Annotated in this window: 17 protein-coding genes; 10 read left to right on the plus strand and 7 right to left on the minus strand. The window is 70.6% G+C overall.

The annotated features are described in order from the left end of the window. Positions 1 to 89 precede the first annotated feature (89 nt). Positions 90 to 1,520: an MFS transporter gene (locus ACFVXC_RS16870; RefSeq protein ID WP_389906018.1), complete on the plus strand. Its 1,431-nt coding sequence runs from the start codon at positions 90 to 92 to the stop codon at positions 1,518 to 1,520. A gap of 29 nt (positions 1,521 to 1,549) precedes the next feature. Here ACFVXC_RS16870 and ACFVXC_RS16875 read toward each other — a convergent pair whose 3' ends face one another. The 4 genes from ACFVXC_RS16875 to ACFVXC_RS16890 form a co-directional block, all read right to left on the minus strand. Continuing rightward, the gene (locus ACFVXC_RS16875) at positions 1,550 to 1,993 is read right to left on the minus strand and encodes an RDD family protein (RefSeq protein WP_389906020.1); all 444 of its coding nucleotides are present in this window, start codon (positions 1,991 to 1,993) and stop codon (positions 1,550 to 1,552) included. Beyond that, a complete protein-coding gene (locus tag ACFVXC_RS16880; RefSeq protein WP_389906022.1) occupies positions 1,990 to 2,553 on the minus strand; it encodes a hypothetical protein in 564 nt (187 codons plus the stop codon). Before ACFVXC_RS16880 ends, ACFVXC_RS16875 begins: the two co-directional genes overlap by 4 nt. 74 nt (positions 2,554 to 2,627) lie before the next feature. Next, complete coding sequence (locus tag ACFVXC_RS16885; RefSeq protein WP_389906024.1) at positions 2,628 to 3,476, minus strand: universal stress protein; 849 nt, start codon at positions 3,474 to 3,476, stop codon at positions 2,628 to 2,630. A 30-nt stretch (positions 3,477 to 3,506) separates the two neighbouring features. Then, positions 3,507 to 5,858, minus strand: a complete 2,352-nt coding sequence (locus ACFVXC_RS16890) for a phosphoketolase (RefSeq protein WP_389906026.1) — start codon at positions 5,856 to 5,858, stop codon at positions 3,507 to 3,509. Positions 5,859 to 6,485: 627 nt separating this feature from the next. Between ACFVXC_RS16890 and ACFVXC_RS16895 the strand changes: the two genes are divergently transcribed. The 7 genes from ACFVXC_RS16895 (at position 6,486) to ACFVXC_RS16925 (ending at position 13,226) form a co-directional block, all read left to right on the plus strand. After that, entirely contained in the window at positions 6,486 to 7,010 is a 525-nt protein-coding gene (locus ACFVXC_RS16895; protein WP_389906028.1) for a flavodoxin domain-containing protein, read from the plus strand. Between the two features lie 657 nt (positions 7,011 to 7,667). Continuing rightward, positions 7,668 to 9,191, plus strand: coding sequence for an ATP-binding protein (locus ACFVXC_RS16900; RefSeq protein WP_389906466.1), 1,524 nt, complete (start codon positions 7,668 to 7,670; stop codon positions 9,189 to 9,191). Continuing rightward, a complete protein-coding gene (locus ACFVXC_RS16905) occupies positions 9,188 to 9,634 on the plus strand; it encodes a roadblock/LC7 domain-containing protein (protein ID WP_389906030.1) in 447 nt (148 codons plus the stop codon). The genes ACFVXC_RS16900 and ACFVXC_RS16905 overlap by 4 nt, the downstream gene beginning before the upstream one ends. Further along, the gene (locus ACFVXC_RS16910) at positions 9,631 to 9,993 is read left to right on the plus strand and encodes a DUF742 domain-containing protein (RefSeq protein WP_389906032.1); all 363 of its coding nucleotides are present in this window, start codon (positions 9,631 to 9,633) and stop codon (positions 9,991 to 9,993) included. The genes ACFVXC_RS16905 and ACFVXC_RS16910 overlap by 4 nt, the downstream gene beginning before the upstream one ends. Beyond that, positions 9,971 to 10,597, plus strand: a complete 627-nt coding sequence (locus tag ACFVXC_RS16915) for an ATP/GTP-binding protein (protein WP_389906034.1) — start codon at positions 9,971 to 9,973, stop codon at positions 10,595 to 10,597. Before ACFVXC_RS16910 ends, ACFVXC_RS16915 begins: the two co-directional genes overlap by 23 nt. Then, positions 10,594 to 11,895 carry a cytochrome P450 gene (locus ACFVXC_RS16920; protein ID WP_389906036.1) on the plus strand — a complete coding sequence of 434 codons (1,302 nt, stop codon included), beginning with the start codon at positions 10,594 to 10,596 and terminating at the stop codon, positions 11,893 to 11,895. Before ACFVXC_RS16915 ends, ACFVXC_RS16920 begins: the two co-directional genes overlap by 4 nt. Positions 11,896 to 11,963: 68 nt before the next feature. Further along, positions 11,964 to 13,226 (plus strand): cytochrome P450, encoded by a 1,263-nt coding sequence (locus ACFVXC_RS16925; protein ID WP_389906037.1) that lies wholly within the window; start codon positions 11,964 to 11,966, stop codon positions 13,224 to 13,226. A gap of 129 nt (positions 13,227 to 13,355) precedes the next feature. Here the strand turns inward: ACFVXC_RS16925 and ACFVXC_RS16930 are convergent, their stop codons facing one another. Further along, positions 13,356 to 13,922: a 2'-5' RNA ligase family protein gene (locus ACFVXC_RS16930; protein ID WP_389906039.1), complete on the minus strand. Its 567-nt coding sequence runs from the start codon at positions 13,920 to 13,922 to the stop codon at positions 13,356 to 13,358. 87 nt (positions 13,923 to 14,009) lie between these two features. Here ACFVXC_RS16930 and ACFVXC_RS16935 point away from each other — a divergent pair, with 87 nt between their 5' ends. Beyond that, the gene (locus tag ACFVXC_RS16935; RefSeq protein ID WP_389906041.1) at positions 14,010 to 14,573 is read left to right on the plus strand and encodes a cysteine hydrolase family protein; all 564 of its coding nucleotides are present in this window, start codon (positions 14,010 to 14,012) and stop codon (positions 14,571 to 14,573) included. A 39-nt stretch (positions 14,574 to 14,612) separates the two neighbouring features. Here the strand turns inward: ACFVXC_RS16935 and ACFVXC_RS16940 are convergent, their stop codons facing one another. After that, positions 14,613 to 14,933 (minus strand): cupin, encoded by a 321-nt coding sequence (locus ACFVXC_RS16940; RefSeq protein ID WP_389906043.1) that lies wholly within the window; start codon positions 14,931 to 14,933, stop codon positions 14,613 to 14,615. Between the two features lie 255 nt (positions 14,934 to 15,188). On the opposite strand from ACFVXC_RS16940, the gene ACFVXC_RS16945 reads away from it, so the two are divergent. Continuing rightward, a complete protein-coding gene (locus tag ACFVXC_RS16945) occupies positions 15,189 to 16,124 on the plus strand; it encodes an endonuclease/exonuclease/phosphatase family protein (RefSeq protein WP_389906467.1) in 936 nt (311 codons plus the stop codon). A 10-nt stretch (positions 16,125 to 16,134) separates the two neighbouring features. Here ACFVXC_RS16945 and ACFVXC_RS16950 read toward each other — a convergent pair whose 3' ends face one another. Further along, positions 16,135 to 17,487, minus strand: a complete 1,353-nt coding sequence (locus ACFVXC_RS16950; RefSeq protein ID WP_389906045.1) for an ABC transporter substrate-binding protein — start codon at positions 17,485 to 17,487, stop codon at positions 16,135 to 16,137. Positions 17,488 to 17,509 lie beyond the last annotated feature (22 nt).

Raw genomic sequence — 17,509 nt, forward strand, 5'->3', positions numbered from 1 at the left:
AGGGTGACGCCGCAGAGCAGGCCTCCCAGGAGGCTGGCCGTCGTCCGGCCCCCGAACGGGGGCGCGGGACCGCGAACGGAGGCGAGGCGATGACCGTGCCGTCCACCCCAGACGGAGCAGGCGCCCGAGACACAGCGGACGCCCGGCAGGAGAAGCGCCCCTGGCCGCGTCAGGTGCTCGCGCCGCTCGCCCTCGCCCAGTTCGTCTGCAGCTTCGCGGGCTCGAACATGAATGTGATGATCAAGGACATCAGCGGGGACCTGGGCACCACGGTGCAGGGCGTGCAGACCGCGATCACGGTCTTCCTGCTCGTCATGGCGGCGCTGATGATTCCGGGCGGCATCCTGACCGACCGCTACGGCCGCAAGCGCTGCCTGATCATCGGTCTTGCCGTGTACGGAGTCGGCACCGTGCTCAGCGCGGTGGCACCCGGCCTCGGCATCCTCATCCTGGGCAACTCCATCTTCCAGGGCGTCGGCACGGCCCTGCTCATCCCGCCCGTCTACATCCTCACCACCCTCCTGTTCACGAACGTGGCCGACCGCGCCCGCGCCTTCGGGGCGATCATGGCGATGGGCGGGATCGGCGCCGCAGCGGGTCCGCTGATCGGCGGGCTCATCACCTCGGCGATCAGCTGGCGGGCCGCCTTCGTCTTCCAGGCCCTGGTGGTCGCGGTGATCATCGTCCTGACCCGCCGCATCGACGACCCGCTTCCGCCGGACCCCGGCCGTGTCTTCGACACCGTCGGCGCGGTGTTGTCCGCGACCGGTCTGGTCCTGGTCGTCATGGGGATCCTCGCCGCCGACGAAAACGCCTGGCTGATGACCGGTCTGATTCTTCTCGGTGCGCTGATGCTGGTGGCCTTCTTCCGCTGGGTACGGGCGAAGGAGCGCGCCGGGGCCCAGCCGCTGCTGCACACCGAGCTGTTCCGCAACCGCACCTCCAACCTCGGTCTGATCACCCAGCACACCCAGTGGCTGATCCTCTTGGGGGTGTCGTTCGTGGTGGCCGCCTACCTCCAGGTCGTCCGCGGGTACGACGCGATCAGCACTGGCGTGATCTTCAGCGCGTCCACGCTGGGTCTGCTCGTGTCCTCGCTCGGCGCCGAGCGCTTGGCGAAGAGGCGTGAGCAGCGCACGCTGATCATGGCCGGGTTCGCCACGTCGGTCTGCGGCATCGGCGTGCTGCTCGCGCTGGCCCACGGTTCACCGAGCGTCTGGACCTTCGTCCCCGGGCTGCTGCTGATCGGCCTGGGGATGGGGCTGATGCTGACCCCCTCGGTCAACGTGGTGCAGTCGAGCTTCTCCGAGGACCAGCAGGGTGAGATATCAGGTCTCTCGCGCAGCGTGTCCAACCTGGGTTCCTCGGTGGGTACCGCGATCGCGGGCACCATCCTCGTCGCGGACCCCGCCGTGGGACCGTACGCGGTGGCGCTCGTGGTGCTCGCCGTCATCGGGCTCGGCGGGCTCGGCGCCGCCACGATGCTTCCACGCACTCCACCACCCACCCGGCACGGGTGAGTACGCGAGGTCCGCTCCGATGGAAGGCGTCAACGCTGGTCGTAACGGACGATACTGACGACCACCAGGTCCTGGACGGACGCACGGCGTCTGCTGAGCGGGATCCAGCACAGGCCCAGCGGAAACGTCACGCACAGGGCGGCACGGACCAGGGAGCGCGGCCACCCCAGAAGCCGTCCTGCACGGTCGGAGACGCGCAGCCCCATCAGCCTGCCTCCCACCGTGCGCCCGATCGCGGCCCAGGAGCAGGCGAGGTACAGGACGGCGAGGGCACAGCCAGAGGCGCCGGAGAGCCAGAGGGACGGGTTGGGGAAGTGGAACGGGGGCCCGGTGACGACCAGTCGCACACACCCGACGCCCACCTGGATCGCGAAGCCGATGACGGCCAGGACCAGCGCGTCGAGCACCGTCGCGATGCCGCGCGAGACGATCCCGGCAGGCTCGGGTACGAGCCCGCCCTCCGGGGCGGTCACCGGGCAGGCCCGGGCGGCGGACCGGCCGCGTTGCCCTGAGTCGGCCCCGTACGCCTCAGGAGCCGGTCGCTGAACCGGTTGACGCTCCTGTCCCCGCGCTTGCCCAGCAGGCGGATCGCGTCGGCGGTCTCCGCGGCCATCCCGCCCCCGGTGTCGCGGACGATCCGCCCGACATCGATCTCGGACAGCACGTCACGGGTGATGCCCACCAGGTCGATCCGCACGATCACCGCGTCGGCATCGACCCGGACTGCGACCCGGTCGACGTCGATCCGGTCGGCGACCCGGTTGACGTCCACCCGCTCCGCGACGCGGTTCACGTCGACGCGGTCGGCGATCGTCTCCACGTCCACCCGGTCGGCCACCCGTTGTACATCGATCCGATCGGCGATCCGGTTCACGTCGACGCGGGACACGATGTCGTCCAGATCGATGCGGTCGAGGACCGCCGCGGTCAGCGTACGGATCACCGCTCCCGCCGCCTCGTCCACGGTGCCGAGCACACTCCGCGCCCGGCGGGCGACGAACGCCACCGGGTTCCACGCGTTTTCATCAGCCATCCGGTGATCGCAGCGGTAACCGGCGGCCCTGGCATCCTCCGCCGCGGGTGAGCCGCCCGCGACGGGGTGATCCCTCAGTAGTGCGGGACGACGACGACCGGGCATTTGGCCTGGTGGATCGCTGCGTGCGTGGTCCGCCCGAGGCGTGCCCCCACAGGCACACGGCGGCCGATGACCAGCAGGCTGGCGGTCGAGGCCGCCTTGACCAGGTGGTGGCCCGCGAGACCGTGTACGAGCTGGTCGGTCACCTGTGTACCGGGGAACTTGCGCCGCCAGGGTGCGAGTTCGGCCGCGATGAGGTGCGCCTTCTCCGGCATGGGATCGATGGCGTCGGCGGAAGGGATCAGCGGGGCGGTCCAGATGTGCACGACATGCAGCGGTGTCCGGCGGGACGCCGCAGCGTCGAAGGCGTACTCGAGAAGTTCATCGCCGGAATGGGCGAGGTCGAGACCGAGCACGACCGGATGATCCGGGCCGACCGTCGGGCCCCGGTCCTCGGGGTGCCCCGACGCCCGTACCAGAGCGACGGGACAGGAGGCACGCGCGGCGACGGCCAGCGCGACCGAGCCGACCAGGGCGCTGGTGATGGCGCCGGAGCCGCGTGAGCCGAGGACGAGCAGGGCCGAATATCTGGCCGCCGCCAAGAGCGCCCCCACCGGTGATCCGGTGACCTGCTCGTCGAGGATCCCCAGGGTGGGGTGTTCGCGCGAGAGCTGCAGGACGGCACGGCCAAGTGCGCCGCTCTCGCGCCCGGACGGGACATCGATCTCCGGCAGTCGGCTGCGGTCCGCCGCCGGATCGCCGGCGTGGATGAGGTGGAGGGGCAGGTCACGTCGTAGTGCTTCGTGAGCCGCCCAGGTGGCGGCGTCCAGGCTTTCGTGTGAGCCGTCGACGCCGGCGGTGATGGTCTGCTGCGTGGGCATGGTGCGCACCTCCGCGGTGTGGTCGGGGCGTCAGCCGGTCCAGGTCCAGTCGGTGACCTCGGGGAGGTCGGTGCCGTGGGCGCGGATCCAGGTGTGGTGGCGGGAGCGGGTGTCCGCCATGGCCTGGCGGACACCCGCGGCGCGGACGGCGAGATGGGGGACGCGGTCGATGACGTCCATGACGAGGCGGTACCGGTCGAGGTCGTTGCGTACGACCATGTCGAACGGCGTGGTGGTGGTGCCCGCCTCCTTGTAGCCGCGTACGTGCAGATTGCCGTGCCCGGTGCGGCGGTACGCGAGGCGGTGGATCAGCCAGGGATAGCCGTGGTACGCGAAGATCACCGGTTTGTCGGTGGTGAAGAGAGCGTCGTACTCGGCATCGGGCATGCCGTGCGGATGTTCCTCGTGGGGGAGCAGCCGGGTCATGTCGACGACGTTGACCACACGGACGGCGAGTTCGGGCAGATGCTCGCGCAACAGACCGGCCGCGGCCAGGACTTCCTGCGTGGGCACATCGCCCGCGCAGGCGAGCACCACGTCGGGCTCGCGCCCGCCGCCCTCGGATCCGGCCCACTGCCAGATACCGGCGCCGCGCGCGCAGTGGACGCGCGCCTCGTCCAGGGAGAGCCAGTCGAAGCAGGGCTGCTTGCCGGCGACGACGACGTTCACGTAGTCGCGGCTGTGCAGGACGTGCTCGGCCACGGAGAGCAGGGTGTTGGCGTCCGGCGGCAGATAGACGCGGACGACCTCCGGGCTCTTGTTCAGTACGTGGTCCACGAACCCGGGGTCCTGGTGCGAGAAACCGTTGTTGTCCTGGCGCCAGACGTGTGAGGTGAGCAGGTAGTTGAGGGACGGCACCGGTGCGCGCCACGGCAGCAGCCGTGAGGTCTTGAGCCACTTGATGTGCTGGTTGACCATCGAGTCGACGATGTGGACGAACGCCTCGTAGCTGGAGAACAGGCCGTGGCGGCCGGTGAGGGTGTAGCCCTCCAGCCAGCCCTGGCAGAGATGTTCGGAGAGGACCTCCGTGACCCGCCCGTCCCTGGAGAGGTGCTCGTCGGTGTCGAGGATCTGTGCCTGCCAGGCCTTGCCTGTGACGTCGTACAGCGCGTCGAGGCGGTTGGACGCGGTCTCGTCCGGGCCCACGACCCGGAAGTCCCTGCGCTCGGACGTGTCCGCCATGATCCGGGCGAGCAGACCGCCAAGGACCCGCGTGGGCTCGTGCAGGGTCGTGCCCGGCTTGTCGACGGGGACGGCGAAGTGTTCCAGGGGCTCCATGGGCAGATCACGCGTGAGGAGCCCGCCGTTGGCGTGCGGGTTCGCGCCGAGCCGCCGAAGACCGTTGGGGACGCAGTCGAGAACCTGCGCGCAGGGGCGGCCCTGCTCGTCGAAGAGCTCCTGGGGCCGGTAGGAGCGCAGCCAGGCCTCCAACTGCGCCAGGTGGTGGGGGTCGTCACGTACCAGAGCGAGCGGAACCTGGTGCGAACGCCAGGTGCCCTCGACCGGCTGCCCTTCCACCGTCGCAGGACCGGTCCAGCCCTTGGGGGTGCGCAGCACGATCACGGGCCAGCGCGCCCGGCCGTGCGCGCCGCCGCTACGGGCGGTTCGCTGGATCGCGGAGATGCGTTCCAGGGCCTGGTCCATGGCCTTGGCCAGCGACTGGTGCACCTTGTGCGGGTCGTCGCCGCTCACGTGCAGCGGCTCGTGGCCGTACCCCTTGAGCAGGGAGTCCAGTTCGGCCTCCGGGATCCGGGCGAGCACGGCCGGGTTGGCGATCTTGTAACCGTTGAGGTGGAGGATGGGCAGGACCGCGCCGTCGTGGGCGGGATCGAGGAACTTGTTGGAGTGCCAGGAGGCCGCCAGCGGTCCCGTCTCCGCCTCGCCGTCGCCGATGACACACGCGACGAGCAGGCCGGGGTGGTCGAAGGCGGCTCCGTAGGCGTGCGCGAGGGAGTAGCCGAGCTCGCCGCCCTCGTGGATCGAGCCGGGCGTCTCCGGCGCCACATGGCTCGGCACTCCGCCGGGGAACGAGAACTGGCGGAAGAGCTTCGCCATGCCCGCCGCGTCCCGCGTGACGTCGGGATACGTCTCGCTGTACGAGCCCTCCAGCCAGGAGTTGGCGAGCACGGCAGGACCGCCGTGCCCAGGACCCCACACGCACAGCGCGTCCAGGTCGTGCTCTTTGACGACGCGGTTCAGATGCGTATGGATGAGGTTGAGGCCGGGCGAGGTGCCCCAGTGGCCGAGGAGGCGTGGCTTGATGTGCTCGGGTCGCAGCGGTTCGGTCAGCAGAGGATTGCTCATCAGGTAGATCTGACCGGCGGCCAGATAGTTCGCCGCGCGCCAGTGGGCGTCGAGGGCTGCCGTTCGTACGAGTGCCACGGTGCCTCCTGCATCAGGGTGTTCGGAGGTGTTGCGTGAGCGATCAGGCGTGCACGGGCGGGGCCGTGTCCCGGCTGGGGCCGTGCTTCGAACGGTTCCACCGAGTAGGCCGGCCGGGGAGGGGCGAACCGGCCTCGGCGGGTGGACGCGGAGCGCGTCGCGTCGCCTTACCGGCCTACCGAGGTACCCGGCGTATCGCCGCCCACACCCTGTCGGCGTCCGGTCCCGGCGAGTGACCACAGTGGCCGACAGGCGCCTGTTCGACGTTGTCGACCCCCTCTATGGTGGCGGATGCCCTAGACCTCGGCGTTCCACCTTTTCGTGTCGATTTCAACCGACAGTGGGGGAGCCGGGGTGTCGCGTCCTGGGGAGCACCTGCGGACAGCCGCGGACGTCAGCCGACCGTCCGGCCCGGCGCCCATGCCTCACGTCGCAGCCACAACGCCTCGCCCGGCACTCGCCCACGGCGTCTGCCCGCCGGTGCGAGGGCGGCGGCCTTTCCCGGCCCGGAGAGCATCTTGGATGTTCCGAAATCCCCGTGCGGCTCCCGGGAAAGGCCGTACCACGGTCCCAAGTCACCGCCCTGGAAACCGGCGCGTGCCCACGTCATGGAAGAGGAGCTACGGAATGAACATCCTGGTCGGCTACACCGGGGTGCACGGCTCCACCCATGGCATCGCCGAGCGCCTCGCGACCCGGCTCGCGGAGTGCGGGCACGTCACGGTCGTCGTGCCGTTGGCGGCGGAGCAGAAGACGGGGGGTTACGACGCCTTTGTGCTGGGCAGCGCGGTGCATCACGGGGCCTGGCTCGGGCAGGCCACCGACTTCATCCGCAGCCACCCCAGTACCTTGGCGACGCATCCGACCTGGCTGTACAGCGTCGGCGTGCCGCCCCACGCGGGACACTGGCCCGTCCGCCGCAGCGCCGAGCCCCGGCAGCTGGCCGGTATCCGCTCACTCATCCGCCCCTGGCAGCACCAGATGCTGGCCGGAGCGGTCTACCGCGATCATGTCCCGGGGTGGCGGCATCTGGCCTTCCGGGCGCGCGGCGGACGGTACGGAGACCACCGGGACTGGAGGGCAGTCGACAACTGGGCGGAGCGCATCCACAAGGGGCTCTCCGGTGTCGACGCCTCCGACACCGGCCTGTGACCCCGCGGAGCACGACAGGACGGCGCGGACGACCGGGCTCGCCCGGATCTACGGAACACGGCGAGCCCGTGGATCCCTCCCTGGGCGGCACGCGCAGCCTGTTGGAGGCCGTACTGCGGGAACTCAACCAGGGCCTGCACGGCTGCCGGGCCAGGACACCGCTGACGGCACGGAGCGGGTCGCGCGGCAACAGGTCTGATACCAGCGGAAGTTGACGGCGTTGTGGCGGCCGTCGCCATTCTGCCCGGGTTGTGGTGGTGCCGCTGCTCCTCCCATGCGAGGTCCGCTGGTCCTGGCCCGACCGGGGTGAACAGCCGCCGCCGAGCCGCACCGTGCCGCCTGCGGACGAGGCCGACCCGGCGGCGCCGCTCGTCCAGTACGCCCTTGCCCGACGGCGAGTTCGGACGGCGAGTTCGGACGGCGATTTCGAACAAGTCCCGGTAGGACGATGCGTTCCGGAAGGTCGGATTCCTCGACGGGAAGCCAAAAGGCACGAGTTAACCTAAGATCGCCACGCTCCCCATTCGTAAGGGAGTTCGGTGCGCTCGGGGAGGATTCGTTCGTTGTGCTGAAGGTGTGCAGGGTCGCCGGGGCGCGTGCGCCGTGGTGAGCCGTCTCAAGCGCGGCTCCGTGGGCCGCGAGGCCGTGGTCTGGCTGATGGCGGTGGTCCTGGCGGCCGCGGGTGCGGTGCTCGCCGCGCTGGACGCGGCGGCCGAGTGGCGGCGGGTCCTGGCCGGCGGCGGCGCCGCGGTCGCGGTGCTGCTGCTCGCCTGGGTGTTCGTGCTGATCCGGCAGTTGTCCGCGGAGCGGGCCGACCGGGCCGGGCAGGAGCGTCTTGCCGCGGTCCGCGAGGCCGAAGTGGAGCACCTGGCCGGTGTGAGACTCCCGGCCATCGCGGAGCGGGTGCGTGCCGGGCAGCGCCTGGAGGGTGTGCCGGGCCCGTTGGCGCCCCCGGGGGACACCGGTGAGGAATTCGCGCGTGCGCTTGCCGCCGTGTCCGCAGCCCTTGGATCGGACGAGGCGGTGCGCCGCGAACGCGGCCTGCGGGACTCGGTGCAGGCCGCCTTCGAGTCCGTAGCACGCACCATGCACGCGATGGCCACCGTGCAGCAGCAGGTCCTCGACCGGGTCGAGCGCTCCATCGACGACCCGCACCTCATGGCCGAGGTGATGAAAGCCGACCACGCGGCCGCACAGATGACCCGCAAGGCCCAGACGCTCCTCGTCATGTGCGGGATCTGGCCCGCCCGCAGGGAGACCCGGCCGGTCTCGCTGTACGACTGCGTGCGTGGCGCACAGTCGCGGATCGTGGAGTACAGCCGGATCGAGGTGCACGGCGGACAGACGCTGTACGCCGTGCCGCCCGCGGTGGAGGGGCTGATGCACGCCATCGCCGAACTCCTGGAGAACGCCACAGTGTTCTCGCCCTCACGCTCCCACGTCGTCGTCACCATCCGCGAAGTGGGCGCCGGAGCGGTCCTGGAGATCGACGACGCCGGACTCGGAATGCCGCCGGACGTGCTGCACCGGGCGATGGGCCAGCTCCGCGACGACCAGGACCTGGCCCGCCTGGGCGCGGTGCCCCGCCTCGGCCTTGCCTGCGTGGGCCGCTGGAGCCGGGAGCTCGGTTTCAACGTGGAGCTGAGCGGTGCCTCGGCCTACGGCGGCACGCGTGCGGTGACGTTCGTACCGTTCCGGCTGCTGACCGAACCTCCCTCGCGCCTCACCGGATCCCATCGGGTGAGCCCCCAGGCGGCGCCGCAGCAGCGGATCGCCGAGCCCGCTCCCACGCGATCGCACGAGCAGCATGAGCGGCACGACCCCGCCGAGCACGACGAGTTGCACATCCGGACCGGAGCCGCTCCGGGCACCCCGCCCGCGAGCGAGACGCCGGTAGGCCTGCCCCGGCGGCGCAACCGCCGCCACGCCGCCCCGGGAGCGACCCGCCCGCCGACGCAGGAGCGCCGGCAGGCACCCACGGCCGCACCCGAAACCCCCTGGACGCCAGAGGCGGCGCGCGCGTCGATCTCCAGCGTGGTGTCCGGTTCGCTGCGCGGCCGCGCGGCCCTGAACGCGGACCAGTCCGCGGCGCAGGACGCGAACAGGCCGGCGGAGCCACCGCCGACCGCTGCACCGTCCCAACTCCCCACCCCTGACGAGCATGACGGAGGCCGGCAGTGACCGGAATAATCACCCCCCTTCCCGACCTGGGCTGGATGCTCCGCCCGCTGATCGAGATCCCCGGGGTCCGGCACAGCGTGGTGGTCTCCGAGGACGGGCTTCGACTCGGGCACGCGTCCGCGGAGAACCTCTCCGGCCCGGTGGCCGACCTGAGCGTCGCCGAAGCCGAGTCCCTCTCCGCGGCCTGCGCGGCGATGACCATGACGGGCAGGTCCACGACCGCGCTGCTCTACGGTCCGGGCGCCGACGTACGACAGTTGATGCTGGAGACCGACCACGGGTTCGTGCTGTTCACCCACGCCGGTGTGGGCGCGCACCTGGGAGTCGCCACCGACCTGAACGCCGATGTCGGCCTGGTGGCCCAGCAGATGCAGCTGCTCGTGGTGAAGATCGGCTCGCACCTGAGCAGCCTGCCGCGGGATCCGGCCGCTTCGGCGTCATGACGACCCCGCGGCCGGAGGAGCCGACGGCCTCGGCGATCCGCCCGTACGTGATCACTCGCGGACGGGCGGCATCCGACACCGAGGCCCTGGCCTGGGAGTCCCTGGTGATGGCGACGGACGCGGCGTTCCCCGCGTCACTCCAGCCCGAGCACCAGGTCATCCTGGCGCACTGTCAGGGACTCCTCTCGGTGGCCGAGGTGGCCGCCCACATCGGCCAGCCCCCCTCGGTCGTACAGGCGTTGCTCTGCGATCTCCTCGAATGGGGACTCATCGTGACGCGCCCGCCCGTGCCTCCGGCCGAACACACCGATGTGACCATGCTCAGAAAGGTCCTCCATGGTCTCGAAAGCCGCCTCTGACGCGCCGTCCGAGGCCCCGCAGTCAGCCGGCTCCGGGAAGTACCTCACCTCCAGCGTCGTGGGCGCCGCCAAGATCCTGGTCGTCGGACCGCTCGGGGTCGGCAAGACCACCCTGATCGGCACCGTCTCGGAGATCAAACCCCTGTCCACCGAGGCCGTCATGACCCAGGCGGGCGCCCGGGTCGATACCGTCGTGACCGGCGGCAAGACGACCACGACCGTCGCCCTGGACTTCGGCCGGATGACCATCGACGGTGATCTGGTCCTCTACCTGTTCGGCACCCCCGGCCAGCAGCGGTTCCTGCCCGCGTGGCGGGACCTGGCCAAGGGCTCGCTCGGAGCCCTTGCCCTGGTGGACACGCGTGACCTGGAGGCGTCCTTCGACGCGCTGGGCAACCTGGAGGACCTCGGACTGCCCTTCGCGGTGGCCGTCAACGTCTTTCCCGGGAGCCCCCTGCACAGCGTGGACGACCTGCGCGCGGCCCTCGACCTGCTCCCCGGCACCCCCGTGGTGACCTGCGACGCACGCGACCCCGCGTCCTCGGTCCGGGCCCTGATCGCCCTCGTCAGCCACCTCATCCACATCGCCACGGAGACCTCATGACCTCGCCCTACGCGGCGGACGGGCCGCCCGGCCGCTGCCCGGTCACCGGAGCCGCGGCGCCGGTGACCGCGCTGTACGGACCCGACCTCGACGGCGACGCGTTGCCCGCCCTGTACGAGCAGTTGCGCGGCGACCACGGACCGGTGGCACCCGTCTCCATCGCCCCGGGCGTCGAGGCCTGGCTGGTAATCGGCCACCGTGAGATGCTGCAACTGACGCGCGACGAGCAGGACTTCTCGCACGACCCGCGCCGCTGGAGCCTGCTGCGGGAGGGCCGGGTGCCCGCCGACTCGCCGATCCTGCCCATGGTCGGCTGGCGGCCCGCCCTGCTGTTCGCCGACGGACAGCAGCACCGCCGCATGCGCGCCGCCGTCTCCGCCGCCCTCGCCGGGATCAACGGCCACGAACTGCGGCGCTCCGTGCGGGCCACGGCCGAGGAGGTGATCGTGTCGTTCGCCGGACGCAGCGAGGCCGACCTGGTGGCCGACTACGCGCGCAAGCTGCCGATGCGCGTCATCACCACGCTGCTCGGCCTCGACGACGAGACCGGCCGCCATCTGGTGGAAGCCCTCGCCGGAACGGCCGCCGCCACCGGCGGCTCCGCGGACGCCAGCAAGCGGATGGGCGCGATCCTGCTCCAGCTGATCGAGGAGAAGCGGCGCCACCGCGGCAACGATGTCACCTCCGCCCTGCTGCACCACCCCGCCCAGCTCACCGACGAAGAGGTCCTGCACAACCTCGTGGTCATGTTCGTCGCGGGCAACCAGACCTCCGTCAACTGGATCGCCACCACCCTGCGCATCCTGCTCTGCGACCCGCAGTTCCGCTCCTCACTGACCGGCGGCCACCTCAGCGTGGACGACGCGCTCGACCTGGTCCTGTGGCGCTTCCCGCCCACACAGAACTTCCCCGCCCGTTACGCCACCCGCGACATGACCTTCGGCGGACAGCACATCCGCACCGGCGACATGCTCATCCTCGGTCTGGCCGGAGCCAACGCGGACCCGCAGATCCTCCCCGACGACGGCTCACCGGTCGTGGGCAACCGCTCCCACCTGGCCTTCGGCGCGGGCCCGCACATCTGCCCGGCCCAGGACCCGGCCAGGCTCATCACCCGTACCGCCGTGGACACGATCCGCCACCGGCTGCCCGACCTGGAGCTGGCCATCCCACAGAGCGAACTGCAGTGGATGAAGTCGCCCTGGAGCAAGGGCCTTGCCGCGCTGCCGGTCCGCTTCACCGCTCCTGTCCTGCCCCAGCACCCGGCCCACTCGCCGGAGCCCCAGCCCATGCTGTGACCGGACACACCGTCAGCCCCCGCAGCCCCCGGGCCGCAGCCGACCCGTCCTTCGACCAGGAGAGCCCGTTGAACACGCCCCAGGTGAACACCGAAGCCAGTCAGCCGCACCGCTTCGACCCGGCGGGCGGCTGTCCGCACGCCGACAACGCCCGGCTCCTCGCACAGGGCGCCGTCACACCGGTGGTCCTGCCCGGTGACGTAGAGGGCATGGCGGTCCTTGGCCACGACGCGCTCAAGGAGTTCCTCTCGCACCCCGACGTCGCCAAGAACGCACAGCACTTCGCCGCGCTGCAGGCCGGTGAGATAGCCGACGGCTGGCCGTTGAAGACGTTCGCGACAGTGCAGGGCATGACCACCGCCGACGGCGCGGACCACCGCAGGCTGCGCTCTCTGATGGGCAAGGCGTTCACCCCGCGCCGGGTGGCCGAACTGGAGCCGCGGATCACGGCCCTGACGACCAGGCTGCTGGCGGACCTGGACCGGGCGGCCGCCACGGGTGACGGCGTCGCGGACCTGCGCAGGCACTTCGCGATGCCGCTGCCGATGGGGGTCATCTGCGAACTCCTGGGCGTGGACGCCGAATACCAGGACCGCCTGCACCACCTGTCGAACCAGATCGTCGCCACCGACATCGGCCCCGCGGAGGCGATGGCGGCCAACCGGGAGATGATCGAGGTACTCAGCGCGGTCGCCGCAGGCCGTACCGCGAACCCGGGGGACGACCTCACCAGCGCCCTGATCGCGGCCAGGGAGGAGAACGGCGACCGGCTCAGCCCGCAGGAGCTGATCGGCACCCTGATGCTCACGATCATCGCCGGGCACGAGACCACCCTCAACCTGATCACGAACGCCGTGCGCGCCCTGTGCACCCACCGCGATCAGCTCGACCTCGCCCTGTCCGGCAAGGTGACGTGGGCCGACGTGGTGGAGGAGACCCTGCGCTGGGACAGCCCGGTCAGCTACTTCCCCTTCCGGTACCCGACCCGCGACCTCACGCTCGACGGCACCGTCATCCCCCAGGGCACCCCCGTAATGGCCGGCTACTCCGCGGCGGGCCGGGACAAGCAGGCCCACGGCCCCGACGCCGACCGGTTCGACATCACCCGAGACAACACCACGACCCGGCATCTGTCCCTGGGCCACGGCGCGCACTTCTGCATGGGAGCCCCGCTGGCCCGTATGGAGGCCACCATCGCCCTGGAGCAGCTGTTCACGCGCTTCCCCGACCTCGACCTCACCATGCCGGAGCCCGAACTGCCCCGTCACGCCTCCTTCGTGGGCAACAGTGTGCAGAAGCTTCCCGTGCGCCTGGGTGCCCCGCGGCCGTAACCGGCCGACGGGGTCCACGCGGTCGACGCCGTCAGCGGGCGGCGCGTCCGGGAGCGGACGGCGGACCAGCGACGGATGCGTGTGCCGGCTCGGCGTGGCCGTCGTCGACACACCCTGTCGCACTGGTGGTCACAGCGGGCGTGGGTGCTCCGCGAGGCGGTACTCGGCGCGATCCTGCCAGCGTGCGCCGTCCCAGGCGATGAGGTGTACCGCCCGGACACGACAGCTCAGCGGCAACAGGGGCTCCAGTTCGGCCTGCAACGCGTCGTACGCGGCGTCCTGGGTCGCGGGGCCCTCACTGTTCGCCACCGTCAGATGCGGGGCGAGCGGAGGGTCGAAGATCCCCCGGTAGGGCACGGCATGGGGCCAGCTCCGGGTGAGGTCCTTGGTCAGGGCCGTGACCGGGGTGTGCGGCCACGGGTCGAGGTAGAGGACGCCGGGATAGCGGGCGAACTCCGCGAAGGTGAGGGTGAAGGCATCGTGTCCGGCGAAGAGAGCGGACATCTCGCGGTGGGCCGCGGCGTCGAGGCGGCTCTCGTGCACGAAGGGGTAGAGCACCGTCACATGGGCCGGGAACCCCGCCCGGACCAACCGGTCGGCCTCGGGGACCTTGATGGTGAGCGCGGTGTCACCCGGTACGTCCGGCCACCCTTCCGTCGCGGGCTCGCTCCCGGCACACTCCTCATCGGCGTTCATCACGCGCCATGATCGCACCGGCGGAGAACTGCCACCGCCTCATGCACCTCTCCGGCGAAGAGCAGAAGAGCAGAAGGGACGATGGACATGGCGGACAACGCCCTCCTCGTGATGGACGTGCAGCGGGACATCGTGGGCCTCGCCGACGACGGCTCGGGGTATCTCCCGCGCCTGCGCCGGGCGATCGACGGTGCCCGTGCGGCGGACATTCCCGTGATCTACGTGGTCATCGCGCTACGGCCGGGCTATCGGGACGTCAGTACCCGCAACAAGGCGCTCACCGCCGTGACGCGGGCAGGCCTGCACATCGAGGGCGAGCCCGGCACCGAGATCCACCCGGACATCGCGCCCAGGCCGGGCGACACCGTGGTCACCAAGCGGCGCGGAAGCGCGTTCTCGGGCAGCGACCTCGACCTGGTGCTCAGGGCGCGCGACATCAGCAGCCTGGTCCTGACCGGCATCGCCACCAGCGGCGTGGTGCTGCACACCGCGTGCCACGCCAACGACCGGGACCTCGGGCTCACCGTCCTGTCGGACGCCTGCCTCGACCTGGACCCCGAGGTGCACGAACTCCTGACCGGGAAGCTGTTCCCGCAGTGGGCGGACGTCGTCACGGTCGAGGAGTGGCTCAAGGCCGCCGCGCGGAGTTGAATCCGTCGCGCCGCGGCCGCGCCGCGGCCGCGCCGCGGCTCAGATGCCGGTGACAGCGGTCAGTACGACGGCCGAGTCGTCCAGGGCGGTCAGGCTGTGGCGCTCGTGCGGGACGGGCGCGAACTCACCCTCGCCCAGTTCGAGCGGTCCGCTCGCCGTGGTGAGCCCGACCCGGCCGCGCAGGACGAAAAGGGTCGCGGCCGTCGGCGTCTCGTGCTCACCGAGCTCGGTTCCGGTGGTGAGCACGATGAGGCTCTGCCGCAGCGGACCGTCGTGCAGGAGCAGCTCGGCGCTGCGCCCGTGCGCGGCGGTGCGGGCCTTCTCGAGGTGCTCTCCGACAAGGGCGTAGAGATCGGCCACGGTATGTCCCTTCGGTGAAGAGTGGGCGTGTGTGTACTGGCCTGCGTCCCCCAGTGTTCCCGTCGCCCGCGCGGGCCGCATCCGGCAGCCGGAACCTGATCACCCGATGGCGGCGTCCTACCGGGCACGTCGCGCTCAGGACCGGGGGAGCGGGAAAGACGGGGGGACTGGGTGGAGCGGGTGGTGGACGGCGGCACGGCGCCGGGGACGCGGACCGCGTGGATACGGCGGTGGCTGCGATGGGGTGCGGACTCGATAGGCCGCTCCCCCTGGGCACGCGGCCGGATTCTCGCGTCGCTCGCCGTCGTCACCGCCGCCCTGCTGGCGTTCCACTCCGCCGTACCCAACACCGTGGGCCGCTTCGGCAGTCTTCTTGAGACATTCCTGCCATGGCTCGGCCTGACCGTTCCCCTGCTGCTTGCCCTGGCCCTGCTGCGCCGATCGGCCATCGCCCTGGTGGCACTGCTGCTGCCTGCCGCCGTCTGGGGAGGTCTCTTCGGCGGACGGGTGGCGGCCGGGGACCATGGCGCCCACGACGTCACGGCGGTTCAGCACAACGTCAGCGACGTGAACGCCGACCCTTCGGGCACCGCCCGCGCACTGATCGACGCCGCCCCGGATCTCGTCGCCCTGGAGGAGCTGACGCCCTCCGCGCTGCCGGTCTACGAACGATCCCTGGCACCGGAGTATCCGCACCGGGCTGTGCGGGGAACGGTCGGACTCTGGTCGAAGTATCCGCTGTCGGACGTCCGGGCCGTGGACATCAGGCCCGAGGGGGTCGGGGAGAGCTGGAACCGCGGGATGCGGGCGAAGGCCCGTACTCCATGGGGCGATATCGCTGTGTACGTAGCCCACTTGCCCTCGGTCCGCGTGCGGTGGCACGGCTTGAGTTCCGGTCGGCGGGACGAGAGCGCGGGCCTCTTGGGCGCGGCGCTCGCCGCCGAGAAACTGGACCGGGTGATCCTGCTCGGCGACCTCAACAGCACGGTGGACGACCGCGGCCTCGCCCCGGTCACCACGCGCCTCGACTCGGTGGGGCGAAAGTTCGCCTTCAGCTGGCCCGCGGCTTTCCCCGTGTCCCGGATCGACCACATCATGACTCGCGCGGCGACCGTCACCCACGTCCGGACACTGCCCGCCACCGGCAGCGACCACCTACCGGTCGCCGCCGGCATCGTGCTGGACCCCTGATCTCCGCTGATCAGGAGTTGAGCTGCTTCCAGTCGGCCTGAGCGGTGTTCAGCTGGTCGGCGAGGTCGTCGAGGAAATCCTTGGCGCTGGTCTTGCCGAGCATGACCTTCTGGAAGGCGGGTTCGTTGTCGGCCTTCGAGATCGTGTTCCAGTCGGGCAGGTAGTACGGCAGCTGAACGATCGTGGTGGCAGGGGAGTTGAGCGCTTCGGCGGCCAGGCGTGTCGGCTCCGACTTCTCGACCCAGGCGTCCTTGACCGCCTTCTTGTTGGCCGGGATCAGACCGGCGGACTCGTTGAACTTGGAGCTGGCCTCGTGGGACGAGGCGAACTCGATGAACTTCCAGGCGGCCTTCTTCTTGGTGCTGGTCTTGAAGATCGAGAGCCCGTCGATCGGATTGGACACCTGGACGCGCTTGCCGCCGGTCGTCTTCGGGTTCGCCAGACCGCGGAACTTTCCGGGGCCGAGGGCCTTCACATGGTCCTGGTAGGAGCCCAGGTTGTGGTTCAGCATGCCGATCCGGCCGCCGTCCCATTGGGCGACCATCTGCGTGAAGTTGTTGTTGAGGTCGGCGGCCGGTGTCGTCTTCTTGTAGAGGGCCGTGTACTTCTCCAGGGCGGCGACGTTCTTGGGATCGTTGACCGTGGTCTTCGTCTCGTCGGCGTTCCAGAAGGACTTGATGCCACTCTGCCCGTACACCGCGTCCAGGGCCTGGGCGATCGACCCCACACCGCCGCGGATGGTGTAGCCGAACTGGTTGCTGTCCTTGGCGGTGAGCCGGTCCGCCGCGTCGTAGAACTTGCTCCATGTGGTCGGCGCGCCCAGACCGGCGGCCTTGAAGAGGTCGGTGCGGTAGTACAGGACGCCGTTGTTCGCGGACGTCGGGACCATGAGCAACTGCGACGTCCCGCCCGCCGAAGTGGTCGAATCGAGCATGTTCTTGCTGAGCTCGCCGTCCAGTGGACTCTCGGCCAGCCGGTCCTGCAGCGGCTCGAGCGCGCCCTGGGCCGCGATCGCGGCGAGCATGGCGGCACCCACGCCGCCGACGTCCGGCAGACCGCCGCCCTGGATGGAGTTGTCGTACTTCGACTGGGCGTTCTCGGCGGGGACTCCGACGTAATCGACCTTGATGTCGGGGTACTTCTTCTCGAAGTCCTTGATGATCTCCATCCAGATGTCGCGGCGGACGGCCGTGTTGTTGTCCCAGAAGGTGATGGTCCCCTTACCGGAGCCCTCGCTGCCCGCGTCGCCCGCGATACCGGATCCGTCGTCCCCGCACGCCGTGGCGGTGATGCCGAGGAGGAGGGACAGGGCTATGGCTGCTGGGGCCGCTCGACGGGGACCCCTGCGGATGCGGGAACTCATGGGTTCTCTCTCCTCTGAACTA

Origin of the sequence: Streptomyces sp. NPDC058257 (genome assembly GCF_042881845.1) — a bacterium.
In the GTDB taxonomy this organism is placed as follows: Bacteria; Actinomycetota; Actinomycetes; order Streptomycetales; family Streptomycetaceae; genus Streptomyces.

Excerpts from the sequence above, each read along its gene's own strand:
- ACFVXC_RS16870 (WP_389906018.1), top strand. The coding sequence starts at position 90 with ATGACCGTGCCGTCCACCCCAGACGGAGCAGGCGCCCGAGACACAGCG.
- ACFVXC_RS16880 (WP_389906022.1), bottom strand. The coding sequence starts at position 2,553 with ATGGCTGATGAAAACGCGTGGAACCCGGTGGCGTTCGTCGCCCGCCGG.
- ACFVXC_RS16885 (WP_389906024.1), bottom strand. The coding sequence starts at position 3,476 with ATGCCCACGCAGCAGACCATCACCGCCGGCGTCGACGGCTCACACGAA.
- ACFVXC_RS16895 (WP_389906028.1), top strand. The coding sequence starts at position 6,486 with ATGAACATCCTGGTCGGCTACACCGGGGTGCACGGCTCCACCCATGGC.
- ACFVXC_RS16900 (WP_389906466.1), top strand. The coding sequence starts at position 7,668 with ATGGCGGTGGTCCTGGCGGCCGCGGGTGCGGTGCTCGCCGCGCTGGAC.
- ACFVXC_RS16910 (WP_389906032.1), top strand. The coding sequence starts at position 9,631 with ATGACGACCCCGCGGCCGGAGGAGCCGACGGCCTCGGCGATCCGCCCG.
- ACFVXC_RS16915 (WP_389906034.1), top strand. The coding sequence starts at position 9,971 with ATGGTCTCGAAAGCCGCCTCTGACGCGCCGTCCGAGGCCCCGCAGTCA.
- ACFVXC_RS16920 (WP_389906036.1), top strand. The coding sequence starts at position 10,594 with ATGACCTCGCCCTACGCGGCGGACGGGCCGCCCGGCCGCTGCCCGGTC.
- ACFVXC_RS16930 (WP_389906039.1), bottom strand. The coding sequence starts at position 13,922 with ATGAACGCCGATGAGGAGTGTGCCGGGAGCGAGCCCGCGACGGAAGGG.
- ACFVXC_RS16935 (WP_389906041.1), top strand. The coding sequence starts at position 14,010 with ATGGCGGACAACGCCCTCCTCGTGATGGACGTGCAGCGGGACATCGTG.
- ACFVXC_RS16950 (WP_389906045.1), bottom strand. The coding sequence starts at position 17,487 with ATGAGTTCCCGCATCCGCAGGGGTCCCCGTCGAGCGGCCCCAGCAGCC.